This window comes from Cellulosimicrobium sp. NPDC057862 (assembly GCF_042797035.1).
Taxonomy (GTDB): Bacteria; Actinomycetota; Actinomycetes; order Actinomycetales; family Cellulomonadaceae; genus Cellulosimicrobium.
Genome location: NZ_JBHVMH010000015.1, coordinates 1 through 14,673, shown reverse-complemented (window position 1 = coordinate 14,673; position 14,673 = coordinate 1). Strand labels below are relative to the sequence as shown.

The window sequence follows — 14,673 nt, the reverse complement described above, 5'->3', positions numbered from 1 at the left end:
GTGAACATCGCCCTGCGCTACGCCGCGCGCTCCGACGTCGGGCTCGTGCGCTCGAACAACCAGGACTCCGGCTACGCCGGGCCGCACCTGCTCGTCGTCGCCGACGGCATGGGCGGCCACGCCGGTGGAGACGTCGCGTCGTCGATCGCCATCGCGGCGCTCGCACCGCTCGACGGCGAGTCGCACGGGCCGGACGACGCGCTCGCCGAGCTCGAGCGCTCGATCGACCACGCGCGCCAGGACCTCGTGGACCGCAGCGTGACCGACCCCGAGCTGGTGGGGATGGGCACGACCGTCACCGCGATCCTGCGGGCGGGCAACAAGCTCGCGATGGCGCACCTCGGCGACTCGCGCGCGTACCTGCTGCGCGACGGCGAGCTCACCCAGGTCACGACCGACCACACGTTCGTGCAGCACCTCGTGGACACGGGCCGCATCTCGCCCGACGAGGCGGAGACGCACCCGCAGCGCAACGTCGTCATGCGCGTGCTCGGCGACTTCGACATCGACCTCACGCCGGACATGTCGGTGCGGGAGGCGAAGCCGGGGGACCGCTGGCTCCTGTGCTCCGACGGCCTCTCGGGCTTCGTCAGCCCGGAGACGATCGCCCAGACGCTCACCGACACCCCCGACGTCGACGCGTGCGCCGACCACCTGCTCCAGCTCGCGCTGCGCGCCGGCAGCACGGACAACGTGACGGTCGTGGTCGCGGACATCGTCGACCTCGACGTCCTGCCCGACGGCACGGCGCCCGGCACCGGGGCGCAGATCGTCGGGTCCGCGGCGATCGACCGCGACGCCCCGACGTCGGCCGCGGACGGCCCCGCCGCGCGGGCGGCAGCCCTCATGGCCAGCGCGAACGCCCCCGCCGCGACCGAGGAGCCCGCCACGGACGGCGCACCCGAGCCCGCGGAGGGCGGGGCGACCCCGGGCGACGTCGCGGAGGACGGCGACGACGACGTGCGACCGGGCCGCGCGCCGCGCCGCTGGATCACCGTCGTCGCGATCCTCCTCGTCGTCGCCGGCCTGGGCGTGGCCGGGTGGGCGGGCTACCGCTGGACGCAGACGCAGTACTACGTCGGGGTCGCCGACGGTCAGGTGGCCGTGTTCCGGGGCATCCCGGAGAACGCGGGCCCGGTGACGCTGTCGACGCCGATCGAGCTCACCGGGACGCGCGTCGCGGACCTGCCGGGCTACGTCGTCGACCGCCTCGAGACGACGATCCCCGCGGAGTCGCTCGAGGACGCCCGTGCGCGCGCGGAGCGCCTCGTCGCCGAGGCCGCGGACGAGTCCACCGACGCGCCCGCGACCGACGACACCACGGAGGCGCCCACCGAAGGTGCCGCCGAGACCCCGGAGGCCGGGGCGCCCGACGTGACCCCGGCACCCACCGACGGCGCCGGCTCGGGGGCCTGATGGCCACGGTGGAGACCACCGAGGTGCGCCCTGGCCGGGGCGCGGAGCTCGGTCTGCTCGTCCTCGCGCTCGCGCTGGGCATCGGGGCCTACGCGCTCGTGGGCCTCCAGCTCACGGGCGAGCTCCCGGGCCGCTTCTACGTGTACAGCATCGGCACCGTGGTGCTCGCGGGCGCCGCGCACCTGCTGCTGCGCTTCAAGGCGCCGTACGCGGACCCGGTGATCCTGCCGATCGCGGTCGCGCTCAACGGCATCGGCCTCGCCATGATCTTCCGCCTCGACCTCGGCTCGCAGGTCACGGGCGGCACGCAGGACCTCGCGCCGCGCCAGCTCCAGTGGACCGCGCTCGGCATCCTCTGCGCGTTCGCCGTGATCTGGTTCCTGCGCGACCACCGGACCCTGCGGCGCTACACCTACACCGCGATGATCGCGGGCATCGTGCTCGTCGCGCTGCCGCTCGTCCCGGGCCTGGGCACGCGCATCAACGGCGCGCAGATCTGGATCAACGTCTTCGGCTTCTCGCTCCAGCCCGCGGAGTTCGCGAAGATCGCGTTCGCGATCTTCTTCGCCGGCTACCTCGTGACGAACCGCGACACGCTCGCGCTCGCGGGGCCCAAGGTGCTCGGGCTCCAGCTCCCGCGCCTGCGCGACCTCGGGCCGATCATCATCGTCTGGCTGGTCTCGCTCGCGATCCTCGTGTTCGAGCGCGACCTCGGCACGTCGCTCCTCTTCTTCGGCCTGTTCGTCGCGATGCTCTACATCGCGACCGAGCGCGTGAGCTGGGTCGTCATCGGTCTGCTGCTCATCGCCGTCGGCGCGGTGCTCGCCGCGTCGACGTTCGGGCACGTCCAGGCGCGCGTCGACGTGTGGCTCCACCCGTTCGACCCCGAGATCTTCGGCCGCAGCCCCGGCGGCTCGGGCCAGCTCGTGGGCGGCCTGTTCTCCCTGGGCAACGGCGGCCTGTTCGGCACGGGCTGGGGCGCGGGCTACCCGCGCACGGTCCCGTACGCGTTCTCCGACTTCATCTACGCCTCGCTCGGCGAGGAGCTCGGCCTCACCGGCCTCATCGGCATCCTGCTCGCCTACCTCATCCTCGTGGAGCGCGGCCTGCGCACCGCGATCGGGGTCCGTGACGGGTTCGGCAAGCTCCTCGCGGGCGGCCTCGCGTTCGTCATGGCGTGGCAGCTCTTCGTCGTCGTCGGCGGGATCACACGCATCATCCCGCTCACGGGCCTCACGATGCCGTTCGTCGCCCAGGGCGGGTCGTCGCTCCTCGCGAACTGGCTGGTCGTGGGCCTGCTGCTGCGCATCTCCGACGACGCGCGGCGGCCCTCGTCCCTGCCCGTGCGCGGGCAGGTGGCCCCCGGCGGGGCGCGCACGCGCCCCGACTCCGACCCGGTCGAGGTCGTGGGCAGCGGGGCCCCCGCCGTCGGCGCCCGGCCCGACGACGCGCCCACCACGGTCGGCGCGCCCGCCGCAGGGCCATTGACGGGACCCGCCACAGGTCCGACGCGCGCGACGACGGGTGTGCAGCCCGCCGTCGGGCAGACGGGGGAGCTCTCGGACCACCCCGACGAGCTCCGCACGGAGGTCGTGCGACGCCCCGGTCCCGACGGCACCCACCCCGAGACCGACCCCTGGGGAGGAGCCCGGTGAACGTCCCCCTGCGTCGCGTCGCGACGGTCGTCCTCGTCATGTTCCTCGCGCTCATGGTGTCGACGACGTACATCCAGTTCGTCCAGGCGGACTCGCTCAACAACGACTCGCGCAACGCCCGCACGATCTACCGCGAGTACAACAAGTTCCGCGGTCCGATCGTCGTCGCGGGCGACGCGATCGCGTCCTCGACCCCGGTGGACGACGCGTTCGGCTTCCAGCGGCAGTACTCCAACGGCCCGCTCTACGCGCCGGTCTCCGGTTTCCTCTCGCTCACCAACGGGCGCACGGAGATCGAGGACAAGGAGAACGACTACCTCAACGGCGAGGCGAGCTCGCTGTGGCTCGACCGCCTCAGCGCGCTGTTCACCGGCAAGCAGCCCCAGGGTGCGTCCGTCGAGCTGACGATCGACCCCGCGGCGCAGCAGGCCGCCTGGGACGCCCTGGGCGACCAGCGCGGCGCCGTCGTCGCGATCGAGCCGAAGACCGGCCGCGTCCTCGCGCTCGTGTCCAAGCCGAGCTACGACCCCAACGAGCTCGCGACGCACGACACCGCCCTCGCGCGCGAGCGCTACCAGGAGCTGCTCAACGCCGACGGCAACCCGATGTCGAACCGGGCGATCCGCGGCAACACGTACCCGCCGGGCTCGACGTTCAAGATCGTCACGTCCGCCGCGGCGCTCGAGAGCGGGCAGTACACGTCCGAGACCGTGATCCCGGCCCCGGACGAGCTCCCGTACCCGCAGTCGACGCAGACGATGAAGAACTTCGGCGGCACCCGCTGCTCGCCCACGGGCGAGATGACCCTCGCGGACGCGCTGCGCATCTCCTGCAACACCGCGTTCGGCGACCTGGCCATGACGCTCGGGGAGGACGCGATGCGGGACCAGGCCGAGGACTTCGGCTTCGACGCGCCGCTCGAGATCCCGATGGACGTCACGCCCAGCCAGTTCCCCGCGGAGGGCACCCCGGGCGCCGACCCGGCGGGCATCGCGCGTGCGGGCATCGGGCAGGGCGAGGTCAAGGTCACGCCGCTCCAGATGGCGATGGTCGCCGCCGCGATCGCGAACGACGGCGTGCAGATGGCCCCGTACACGGTCGAGACGATCCGCAACCCCGACCTCGACGTCGTCCGCCAGTCCGAGCCGCGCCGCCTGCGGACGTCGGTGTCGCCGTCGACGGCCGACCAGCTCACGCAGATGATGCTCGGGGTCGTCGAGAACGGCTCCGGGAAGGCGGCGCAGATCCCGGGCGTGCAGGTCGCGGGCAAGACCGGCACCGCCGAGACCGGTGGCGAGGCCGCCCCGCACGCCTGGTTCACGAGCTTCGCGCCCGCCGACGACCCGCAGGTCGCGGTCGCGGTCATCGTCGAGAACGGCGGCTCGCTGGGCAACGAGGCGACCGGCGGCGCGATCGCCGCGCCGATCGCGCGCGCCGTCATGGAGGCGGTGTTGAACGGATGAAGCCCGTGAGGGGGCTGACGCTCGGCAACCGCTACCGCCTGGTGCGGCGCATCGCCGTCGGTGGCATGGGCGAGGTGTGGGTCGCGGCCGACGACGCGCTCGGGCGCGAGGTGGCCGTCAAGGTCCTGCGGACCGAGTACGCGGGCAACGAGGACTTCCTCAACCGGCTGCGGACCGAGGCCCGCAACAGCGCCGCGCTCTCGCACCCCAACATCGCCCAGATGTACGACTACGGCGAGACCAACGGCTCCGGGTACCTCGTCATGGAGCTCGTCGTGGGCGAGCCCATGGCGGACCTGCTGGAGCGCGAGCCCGTGCTCCCGCCCGCCCGGCTCCTGCCGATCCTCGCCCAGACGGCGCGCGCCCTCCACGCGGCGCACCTGTCCGGCGTCGTGCACCGCGACGTCAAGCCGGGCAACATCCTCATCGACCGCTCGGGCACGGTGAAGATCACCGACTTCGGCGTCTCGCTCGCGGCCAACCAGGTCCCGATGACCGCGACCGGCATGGTGATGGGCACCGCCCAGTACCTGTCGCCCGAGCAGGCCGTCGGGCAGGCGGCCACGGGGGCGTCGGACATCTACGCGCTGGGCATCGTCGCGTACGAGTCGATCATCGGGAACCGGCCGTTCACCGGGTCCACCCCGGTCGACATCGCGGTCGCGCACGTCAACGAGCCCGTGCCGCCGCTCCCGTCGTCGGTCGACCCGGAGCTCTCCGAGCTCGTCATGATCATGCTCGCCAAGGACCCGCTGGCGCGGCCGCACCCGGCCGACGCCCTCGCGCGGGTCTTCGAGGAGATCCAGGAGCGCCTCGCAGCCGACCCGTGGTCCGCCCGCGCCGGCGCGGCCGCCAACACCCGGCGCGGCCGTCGCGCGCGCGCGACGGCGGACGACGCCCCTCCGGCGCCCGAGCCGGACCCCGCTCCCGTCATCACGCCGCTCGTCATCCCGGCCGCCGTGCGCGACCCGCACCCCGTGGACCCGGCGACGCCCTGGGTCGCTCCCGAGCCGCGACCCGGTGCCCACGCCGCGGAGCCCGCCGACGGGCCCTCCGTCGGAGACGGTGCCGAGCGCGCCGGTCGGACGGCCGCTCCGCCGTCCGACACGCCGCCCGCCCCGGGACCCGCCCTGCCGTGGGAGCGCCCGGTCCCCGCGCCGGCGGGCGAGGACCCGGCCGGTCCCCGGGCCTACCCGCCGCGCCGCGAGATGCACGGCGGCACCCGCTCGTCCCGACGCCCGCAGCCCGCTCGCGGCGGCGCACGGCCGGGCGCCGGCTCGACCACGAGCACCCCGTCGGCGGCGCCGGCCACGCGGGCCGAGGCCCGACGGCAGTCCCAGACGGCCCCGTCGCGGTCGTCCGCCGGCCGCCGCACGTCCACGACGACAGGGCGGCGCCTCGGCGGGCTGCCGAACGGCCTCACGTGGCCCCTGGTGGCCCTGCTGGGCCTGCTCCTCGTGCTGGTCGTCGCGACGATCGCGTCCCTGGGCGACCGGGACGGGGGCGATGCGGACGCGGCTCCCGCGACCGTCGTCGAGACGGTCACCGACGCCTCCGTCCCAGACTCCGCGACTCCCTCCGGACGGGTGACATCGTGACGACATCGTTGTGTTCCCGGCTTTCCCGGACGCCCTCCAGTGGGATGATTGCGCCAGATGTGCCGCGTGCGGACGCGCCCGCGGCTCCGACGACTCCGAAGGACGAATGAGTGGTGGACAACGCTCCCCGAGTGCTTGCCGGGCGCTACCAGGTCGGTGAGCTCATCGGCCGTGGTGGCATGGCCGAGGTGCACATCGGGCACGACAACCGCCTCGGTCGCACCGTCGCGATCAAGATCCTGCGGTCCGACCTCGCCCGCGACCCCACCTTCCTCGCGCGCTTCCGCCGCGAGGCCCAGGCGGCGGCGTCCCTCAACCACCCCGCCATCGTCGCGGTCTACGACACGGGCGAGGACGTCCACGCGGACGCCACGGGCAACTCGGTGCACGTCCCGTTCATCGTCATGGAGTACGTCGAGGGCCACACCGTCCGCGACATCCTCCGCGACGGCCAGGCCGTCCCCATCGACGAGGCGGTCGAGATCACGGCGGGCGTGCTCGCGGCGCTCGAGTACTCGCACCACGCCGGCATCGTGCACCGCGACATCAAGCCCGCGAACGTCATGATCACGCCCACGGGCGCCGTCAAGGTCATGGACTTCGGCATCGCCCGCGCCATGGCGGACTCCGCCGCGACGATGACGCAGACGCAGGCCGTCATCGGCACCGCCCAGTACCTCTCGCCGGAGCAGGCACGCGGCGAGACGGTCGACGCGCGCTCCGACCTGTACTCCACCGGCTGCCTGCTCTACGAGCTGCTCACGGGCCGGCCGCCGTTCATCGGCGACTCGCCCGTCGCGGTGGCCTACCAGCACGTGCGCGAGGCCCCGGCGACGCCGAGCGCGGTCGCGCCGGACGTGCCCGAGGTGCTCGACCGCATCACGCTCAAGGCGCTCGCCAAGGACCGCACGGCCCGCTACTCGAACGCCGCGGAGTTCCGCGCCGACCTGGAGAACGCCGTGCGCGGCGGGGCGATCACGGCCCCCGCGCTCGGGGTCGCCGCCGCCGCGGCCGGCCTCGGTGCCGCCGCCGCGGCCGCCGACCTCCAGCCCACGATGGTGGAGTCCGCCACGCAGGTGATGGCCCCCACGGCCGCCGCCCCGAACCCGTGGGCGACGAGCGTGGCCCCGGCCGTCCCGCCCGGCGACGAGGTCCCGGGGGAGGACGAGGAGGAGCCCAAGAGCCGCAAGGGCCTCATGTGGACCCTCATCGCGATCGGCGTGCTCGCCCTCGCCGCGATCATCACGATGCTCGTCATCAACAGCCAGGGCGAGGAGGAACCGACGACCGCCACGGTCCCGACCCTGTCCGCGGGCGTCACGCCCGAGGAGGCCGAGAAGACGATCTCCGACGCCGGCTTCGAGTACGCCCAGGCGATCGACCAGGAGTCGACCGAGGCCGAGGGGACGTTCACGAAGACCGATCCCGCGGGCGGCACCGAGGCCGACCTCGGCTCGACCGTCACGGCCTTCTTCTCCGCCGGTCCCGACGCGGTCGTGATCCAGGACGTCAAGGGCAAGTCCCAGGACGAGGCGCGCCAGATCCTCGAGGCGCAGGGGCTGCAGGTCACGTCCGGCGGCTCCGAGGACTCGAAGGACGTCCCGAAGGACGCGGCGACGCGCACCGATCCCGCGGCCGGTCAGTCCGTCGCCGGCGGCTCGACCGTCACGCTGTACGTCTCGTCTGGTCTCGTCGCCCTCCCCGAGCTCGTGGGGAACCAGCGCCAGGCGGCGGAGCAGACCATCTCCGACCTCGGCCTCAAGCCGGTCGTCAACGAGGTGGAGTCCGACGAGCCCGAGGGCCAGGTCGTCGCGCAGCGGCCCAACGCCGGCAGCGTGCCGCAGGGCTCGGAGGTGACCATCGACGTCGCGATCCCGCGTGCAGCGGAGACCACGAACGTCCCGAACAACCTCGTCGGCATGACCCTGGACCAGGCGCAGGACGCGCTCGGAGGTGCGGGGCTCAACCCCGGGACGCAGCAGAACCAGGAGTCCGACCAGTGGCCGGCCGGGGTCGTCATCGGCTCCGACCCCGGGGGCGGCACCGAGGTCGAGGTCGGCACGGAGGTGTCGCTCATCGTCTCGACCGGTCCCGGCCCGTCGACCGGCGGCGACAACGGTGGCGGCGGCGGACCGGGCGGGGGCGGGGGCAACGGCGACGGCTGATCGATCGCCGCGCCCGGAGAACGCTGACGAACGGGCCCCCACCTCGCGAGGTGGGGGCCCGTTCGTCGTGCTGGGCAGTGGCGGCGTCTGCGCCGGTCGAGACAGGGCGACGATCCCTGCGCCCGGACGGAGTCGCCGGAGCTGGCCGGGCTACTGCCGGACGAGCGGCGCCATACCCGCCGAGCGCTCGACGGCGCCGACGAGGCCGCAGGCCTCGAGCCAGTTCGCGAGCAGGCGGTGGCCGCCCTCGGTGAGCACGGACTCGGGGTGGAACTGGACGCCGTGCAGGGGCAGGTCCTTGTGCTGGAGCCCCATGATGACGCCGCCGGAGGTCGACGCGGTCACCTCGAGCTCGGCGGGCACCGTGTCGCTCACGACGGCGAGCGAGTGGTAGCGCGTCGCGGTGAACGGGGCGGGGAGCCCGGCGAGGACACCCTCGCCCTCGTGCTCGACGAGGCTCGTCTTGCCGTGCATGAGCTCCGGCGCGTGCGTGACCGTCGCGCCGTACACCTCGGCGAGCGCCTGGTGACCGAGGCACACACCGAGCATCGGGGTGCGCGAGGAGGCGCACGCGCGGATGACCTGCTCGCTCTGCCCTGCCTCCTTCGGCGTCCCCGGCCCGGGGGAGACGAGCACGCCGTCGAACACGGTCCCGTCGGCGTCGTGGAACCGCCCCTCGGCGTCGGGCTCGGGCACGGCGTCGTTGCGCACGACGACGGTCTGGGCGCCGAGCTGGTCGAGGTAGCCGACGATCGTGTAGACGAACGAGTCGTAGTTGTCCACGACGAGGATGCGGGTCTGGTGGGTCATCGCGGGGCCTCCACGGACACTGCGCCGGCGGCGTCGGTCTGGATGTTGGGGTCGTTGAACGGCATGTACTCGGACACGATCGGGAACAGCCACTCGAAGCACGCGAGCACGACGGCAGCCGCGAGGACGAGCAGGATCACCACCCGGACCCACGCGGGCCCGGGCAGCACGCGCCACAGCGCCCCGTACATCACGCGCTCCCTTCGGCCGCAGGTGCCGCCTGGCCGACCAGGTCGGGCGGCGTGCCGTCCTCGACGGGCATCCAGTAGTCCAGCTTCGCGTTGACGATGAACCGCGCCACGAGCGAGTTCAGCCCGATCGGGTGGCACGTCGTCAGGGTGAGGTACCGCTCCGTCGGCTCGACGCCGGGCTGCCACGGCACGGGCGCCACGGCCTCCACCTGGTCGGGCTTCACGGCCTGCATGTGGTCCACGCGGTACACGTACCAGACCCCGCCCGCCTCCACGACGATCGGGTCGCCGATCTCGAGCTCCTCCACGTCGTGGAAGATCTTGCCGTACGTCTGCCGGTGCCCCGCGAGCGAGAAGTTGCCGACGTCGCCCGGCATGACGGTCTCCGGGTAGTGCCCCGCCTGGCCCTGGTCGAGGATCGAGCGCTTGTCCGTCCCCTCGGCGATCGGCATCATCTTGCCGTCCCAGCGCGGCACGTAGAGCGTGCCCCACACCTCGCCGAGGGCGGGCGCCTCCATGACCGGCGGCTCGTCCCGGCGCACGGCCGTCGCGACGTCCGCGGCGTCCGGCGTGGGCGCGTCCATCTCCTCCAGGACCTGCGCCTGCACGCGGTCCGCCTGCACGTCCGTCCACCAGAGCTGCCAGACGACGTACAGCCCCAGGAGGATCCCGAGCGTGATGAGCAGCTCCCCGACGATGCCGACGACCGTCGAGACCGCGCCGCGCCCCGAGGCGCGGCGGCCCGCGTGCCGCACCGGCGCGGGGGCGGTGGCCGTCACGACGCCACCGCGTCGGAGGGTCGCGCGTAGCGGAGCTCGAGCGCGCCCTCGTAGCCGGGGAGCTCGAGGTTCGACTTGTCCTCGACGGACCAACCCAGGTTCACGGCGTCGACGTACTCCTGGTAGACCTGCACGCCGGGCGAGCGCTCCAGGGCGTCGCGCAGCGCGTCGGGGTCACCCACGGCCTCCACGACGTAGGGCGGCGAGTACACGCGGCCGTGCAGCAGGAGGATGTTGCCCGCGCAGCGGAACGCCGACGTCGCGGTGACGCGCTGCCCCTGGAGCGTCATCGCCTCCGCGCCGCCGGCCCACAGGGCGTTGACGACGGACTGGATGTCCTGCTGGTGCACGACCAGGTCGTCCGGGCGGATCTGCGGCGGGTAGTTGCCCTCCGGGGGCGCGTCGTCGAGCGAGACGGACAGGCCCGTACCCGAGACCGGCGTCGTGCCCGCCGCGACCGCGGTGCGCGACGCGAGGTCGGGGTCGACGCCGGCCGGCGCGTCGCCGGTCTGCGAAAGCCCCGCGATCTCCTCCGTGAGCGCGTCGACCTCGGCCGAGAGCTCCGCCACGCGGTCCGACTCGCGGTCGACGAGCTGCGCGAGGTTCTCGGGGTGGCGCGAGTCGTCGCCCCGGGCGAGGCGCGCGTTCGCCGTGAACATCACGCCGGCGAGCGCGAGGACGAGCGCGACGGTCACGGCCGACCGGACCCTGCGTGAGCGCGGCGGCGCGGCCGGTGCGGCGGACGACGGCGCGGGACCGGCCGCGACCGCCTCGGCGGTCTCGTCCGGCGTCGCGGAGGCGGGGTCGGTGCTGCTCACGCGACCGTCTCCTTCCTGGTCGGACGAGGTCGTCGCCCCTCTCTCCGAGGGGTCTCTGCCGTGCGTCTGTCGTGTCGTCGTCGCCGCCAGAGGGCCGTTGCCCGCGCGCGGTGTCCGTGCCTATTGTGTGCGCCCACTACGCTAGTCGACGAACGTCGTCCACGATCGTGACGGACCCGTGCTCCTACGGAGCCTCGCGGCGCGTCGACGACCTTCGCCCGAGCCATGCACGGTTCCTGCACGACGACGGCAGGCGTCCGCTCCCGCGGTGCGTCCCGACGCCGCCGGCAGCGGACCCCACCAGGACAGGAGCCCACCCTCGTGCCCGAGTCGAAGTCGCGCAAGAAGCCCAAGCCGCAGCGTCCGCCGAGCGTGCCCAAGCCCGAGTCGGGCAACCCGCGCTGGCTCGTGCCCACGATGCTCGGGCTCATGCTCGTCGGGCTGGCGTGGATCGTGCTGTTCTACCTCAGCGGGTCCGCGCAGCTCCCGATCCCGGCGCTGGGCGCCTGGAACCTCGGCGTCGGCTTCGCGTTCATCATCGCGGGCTTCGCGCTCACGACCCGCTGGAAGTAGGCGGTCCGACGGCCGCCGCGCGCCTCGGGGCGCGCGGCGTGCCGAGCGACCCGTGGTGGGAATGACACCGGCGTAGTTCCACACCTGTGAGTAACCCTGGGGATAACTCGCCGGCACTGTCACCCGGGATCAGCCGACGAGGTGCCCGACCTGGCCCGCCGAGGCATACGTCAGCCATGCCGCCGCGACGAGCGCGACCGCGACGACCGCCGTCGCGCCCACGGACACCAGGGTGCGGCGTTCCTTCGGCGCGTACGCGTACGCGGCCCCGAGGACGAGACCGACGACGAGCCCACCGAGGTGCGCCTGCCACGCGATGCCGGTGAAGAACAGGCCGATCGCGAAGTTGATGCCGATGAGCACGACGATCTGCATGGCGTTGCGACCCGTCCGGCGCAGCACGAGCAGGATCGCGCCGAAGAGCCCGAACACGGCGCCCGAGGCACCGACGACGGGCTGGTACCACCCCTCCGACGTCGGGCCGCCGGCGAGGACGAGGTAGCCGACCGAGCCGCCGATGGCCGACAGCAGGTAGAGCGCGACGAAGCGCCAGCGGCCGAGCATCTGCTCGAGGAACGGCCCCGTGACCCACAGCGCGTACATGTTGAAGAGGATGTGGACGGGGCTCGTCGAGTGCAGGAACGCCGACGTGAGGAAGCGGTACGGCTCGGCCTCGCCGATGACCGGTGCGAACCACCACAGTCGCGTCCACTCGCCGCCGGTGACGAGCTGGAGGATCCAGCTCACCACGCACAGGCCGATGATCGTGAACGTCACGACCGGAGGGCCACCGCGCACCGTGCCGCCGAGCGCGGTGCGCTGCGTCGGCGCCTGCCGAGCGGCCTCGCGCACGCAGTCGACGCACTGCACGCCGACGGCTGCCGGGCGCTGGCACTCCGGGCACGCAGGGCGGCCGCAACGCTGGCAGCGCACGTACGACACCCGGTCCGGGTGCCGCGGGCACACGGGCGGGACGGCAGGACCGTCGTGCGGTCCGGCCGTCCCGTACGCGGGCGGGCCGGGGGGCCCGGGAGGTGTGGTCGAGATGGTCAGTCCTCGATGGTGACCGACGTGATGACGATGTCCTCCTGCGGGCGGTCGCCCGGCCGGGTCGGCGTCGTGTTGATCGCGTCGACCACCGCACGGGACGCGTCGTCCGCGACCTCGCCGAAGATCGTGTGCTTGCCGTTGAGCCAGGTGGTGGGGACCGTCGAGATGAAGAACTGCGACCCGTTGGTGCCCTCGACCTCGCCCGTGACCGGGTTGCGGCGCAGGCCCGCGTTCGCCATCGCCAGGAGGTAGGGGCGGTCGAACTGGAGCTCGGGGTGGATCTCGTCGTTGAACGTGTAGCCGGGGCCGCCCGTCCCGGTGCCCAGCGGGCAGCCGCCCTGGATCATGAAGTCCTGGATCACGCGGTGGAAGATCAGGCCGTCGTAGAAGGGCTCGGTGCGCTCTGCGCCCGTGCGGGGGTCGGACCACGTCGTGGTGCCCTGGGCGAGCCCGACGAAGTTCGCCACCGTCTTCGGGGCGTGGTTCGGCAGGAGCTCGATCCGGATGTCACCTGCGGTCGTGTGGAGGGTTGCGAACATGGGCACCATCCTCCCACGAGACCCGCGCGCGACCCGTCCGACGCGATGTCTCGCGGGCCGGGCACGGTGGTGGCAGAGTGGTCGGAAACGCCCATCGCATCCGCCCTTTCGTCCCGTCGGACGACGACCCCGGGGAGCACGCATGACCCGTTCTCGCTCAGCGAGCGACTCCGTCAAGGACACGCTCGAGTCGATCGACACCGAGAAGCTCAAGGACCAGGCCGCGCAGGCCGCCGCGACCGCGCAGAGCGCGGCGACCCAGCTCGCCGACCAGGCCAAGGACGCGGCCGTGCAGGCCAAGGAGTGGGGTTCGCCCAAGGTCGAGGCCTTCCTCGAGTGGCTCCAGCCGCGCGTCGAGAAGGCCTGGCAGGACAGCATCCAGGCCGCCGCGCCCCGCGTCGAGAAGGCCGCGGGCAAGGCCGCGCCCGCCATCGACACCGCGCACGACAAGCTCGTCGACGACGTGCTGCCGAAGATCGTCGCGAGCTTCAACGCCGCTGCCGCCAGCGCCGCCGACTCCGCCCAGCGCGCGGCCGACAACGCGGCCGAGGCGACCGCCGCCGCGGCCACGGCCACGGCGGTCGCGACCGGCAAGAAGGCGCGCAAGCTCGCCAAGGAGGCGCAGAAGGCCGCCGCCGAGGCCGCGAAGCAGGCGCAGAAGGCCGCGGGCAAGGCCGGCAAGAAGGCCTCCAAGCACGCGGACAAGGCGGCGGAGAAGGCGGCAGCCAAGCTCGCCGCCGCGGCTGACAAGGCAGCGGCGAAGGCGGCCGAGGCCGACGCCTCGAAGGGCAAGGGCCGCACCCTGTGGTGGATCGCCGGCGGCGTCACCGCGGCCGGCGTCGGCTACGTGCTCTACCGCCGCGCGCAGCCCACGACCGACCCCTGGGCCGAGCCGTGGGAGCAGGAGGAGCAGCAGGTGCACTTCGACGACGTCGTCGGCGACGCCCGGCACGCCGTCGGGGACGCCGCCGAGTCGCTGGGCGAGGCCGCGGGCGTCGCCGTCGCGAAGGGCCGCGAGGCGACCGACAAGCTCGCCGAGCGGGCCGCCGAGGTCCGCGACGACGTCACCGACCGCGTCAGCGACGCCGTCTCCGACGCCAAGGACGCGGCCAAGAAGGCCACCTCGCGCGCCCGCAGCAACGCCCGCGGCACGGCGTCCTCGGCCAAGGACGCGGCCGCGGACGCGAAGGACGACCTCGGCGACGCCGGCAAGAAGGCGCGCGAGGCGGCCGAGGCCGCCGCGGAGGACGCCGCCGAGAAGGCCGACGACGTCTGACCTGGCAGGACAGCGCCGAGAGCACGCCACGACGAAGGGCCCCACCTCGCGGTGGGGCCCTTTGTCGTCCCGGCGACGAGGCGCCGGCCAGGCCGGTCCCGACCTGAGGCTCGTGCGCCCGGAGGACTCACCTCGCGCGGACATACGTGAGGACGACGACGCCGCGGGGGCTCGTGTCGCTGCCGACCAGCTCGAAGCGGGCGAGCGCGCACCGTCCGCCGAACATGCGCTTCCCTCCTCCTAGGTGTACTGACCCGGGACGTTGTTCACGCGGTCGATGGGGCGTAGGCCGCCGATGCCGGTGTGGGGTCGTTCCAGGTTGTACCGGTCCAGCCAGATC

Annotated in this window: 13 protein-coding genes; 7 read left to right on the top strand and 6 right to left on the bottom strand. The window is 73.5% G+C overall.

Features of this window, described 5'->3' with window-relative positions; all coding sequences use genetic code 11:
- The 5 genes from ACFVN3_RS16340 to pknB all read left to right on the top strand — a co-directional run bounded on the left by ACFVN3_RS16340 (window position 1) and on the right by pknB (window position 8,297).
- Window positions 1-1,416 carry a Stp1/IreP family PP2C-type Ser/Thr phosphatase gene (locus ACFVN3_RS16340; protein ID WP_378233982.1) on the top strand — a complete coding sequence of 472 codons (1,416 nt, stop codon included), beginning with the start codon at window positions 1-3 and terminating at the stop codon, window positions 1,414-1,416.
- Window positions 1,416-3,071: an FtsW/RodA/SpoVE family cell cycle protein gene (locus tag ACFVN3_RS16335; protein ID WP_378233981.1), complete on the top strand. Its 1,656-nt coding sequence runs from the start codon at window positions 1,416-1,418 to the stop codon at window positions 3,069-3,071. The genes ACFVN3_RS16340 and ACFVN3_RS16335 overlap by 1 nt, the downstream gene beginning before the upstream one ends.
- On the top strand, window positions 3,068-4,534 hold the full coding sequence (locus tag ACFVN3_RS16330; RefSeq protein ID WP_378233979.1) for a peptidoglycan D,D-transpeptidase FtsI family protein: 1,467 nt from the start codon (window positions 3,068-3,070) through the stop codon (window positions 4,532-4,534). Before ACFVN3_RS16335 ends, ACFVN3_RS16330 begins: the two co-directional genes overlap by 4 nt.
- Complete coding sequence (locus ACFVN3_RS16325) at window positions 4,531-6,132, top strand: protein kinase (protein WP_378233978.1); 1,602 nt, start codon at window positions 4,531-4,533, stop codon at window positions 6,130-6,132. The genes ACFVN3_RS16330 and ACFVN3_RS16325 overlap by 4 nt, the downstream gene beginning before the upstream one ends.
- Before the next feature lie 110 nt (window positions 6,133-6,242).
- Entirely contained in the window at window positions 6,243-8,297 is a 2,055-nt protein-coding gene (pknB, locus tag ACFVN3_RS16320; RefSeq protein WP_378233977.1) for a Stk1 family PASTA domain-containing Ser/Thr kinase, read from the top strand.
- 150 nt (window positions 8,298-8,447) lie between these two features.
- Here the strand turns inward: pknB and ACFVN3_RS16315 are convergent, their stop codons facing one another.
- From ACFVN3_RS16315 to ACFVN3_RS16300, 4 genes are read right to left on the bottom strand one after another with little or no spacing between them, the layout of a single operon-like run.
- Window positions 8,448-9,107 (bottom strand): aminodeoxychorismate/anthranilate synthase component II, encoded by a 660-nt coding sequence (locus ACFVN3_RS16315; RefSeq protein WP_378233975.1) that lies wholly within the window; start codon window positions 9,105-9,107, stop codon window positions 8,448-8,450.
- Window positions 9,104-9,298 (bottom strand): hypothetical protein, encoded by a 195-nt coding sequence (locus tag ACFVN3_RS16310; protein ID WP_378233973.1) that lies wholly within the window; start codon window positions 9,296-9,298, stop codon window positions 9,104-9,106. The genes ACFVN3_RS16315 and ACFVN3_RS16310 overlap by 4 nt, the downstream gene beginning before the upstream one ends.
- Window positions 9,298-10,077 (bottom strand): class E sortase, encoded by a 780-nt coding sequence (locus ACFVN3_RS16305; protein WP_378233972.1) that lies wholly within the window; start codon window positions 10,075-10,077, stop codon window positions 9,298-9,300. The genes ACFVN3_RS16310 and ACFVN3_RS16305 overlap by 1 nt, the downstream gene beginning before the upstream one ends.
- Window positions 10,074-10,895 (bottom strand): DUF881 domain-containing protein, encoded by an 822-nt coding sequence (locus tag ACFVN3_RS16300; protein ID WP_378233971.1) that lies wholly within the window; start codon window positions 10,893-10,895, stop codon window positions 10,074-10,076. Before ACFVN3_RS16300 ends, ACFVN3_RS16305 begins: the two co-directional genes overlap by 4 nt.
- Before the next feature lie 321 nt (window positions 10,896-11,216).
- On the opposite strand from ACFVN3_RS16300, the gene ACFVN3_RS16295 reads away from it, so the two are divergent.
- Complete coding sequence (locus tag ACFVN3_RS16295; protein ID WP_047230891.1) at window positions 11,217-11,468, top strand: cell division protein CrgA; 252 nt, start codon at window positions 11,217-11,219, stop codon at window positions 11,466-11,468.
- A gap of 129 nt (window positions 11,469-11,597) precedes the next feature.
- Here ACFVN3_RS16295 and ACFVN3_RS16290 read toward each other — a convergent pair whose 3' ends face one another.
- Both ACFVN3_RS16290 and ACFVN3_RS16285 read right to left on the bottom strand, forming a co-directional pair.
- Window positions 11,598-12,320, bottom strand: coding sequence for a rhomboid family intramembrane serine protease (locus ACFVN3_RS16290; RefSeq protein ID WP_378233970.1), 723 nt, complete (start codon window positions 12,318-12,320; stop codon window positions 11,598-11,600).
- Between the two features lie 197 nt (window positions 12,321-12,517).
- Window positions 12,518-13,057 (bottom strand): peptidylprolyl isomerase, encoded by a 540-nt coding sequence (locus ACFVN3_RS16285; protein ID WP_264028979.1) that lies wholly within the window; start codon window positions 13,055-13,057, stop codon window positions 12,518-12,520.
- Window positions 13,058-13,199: 142 nt separating this feature from the next.
- On the opposite strand from ACFVN3_RS16285, the gene ACFVN3_RS16280 reads away from it, so the two are divergent.
- Window positions 13,200-14,333, top strand: coding sequence for a hypothetical protein (locus ACFVN3_RS16280; RefSeq protein WP_378233969.1), 1,134 nt, complete (start codon window positions 13,200-13,202; stop codon window positions 14,331-14,333).
- The last annotated feature ends 340 nt before the right edge of the window (window positions 14,334-14,673 follow it).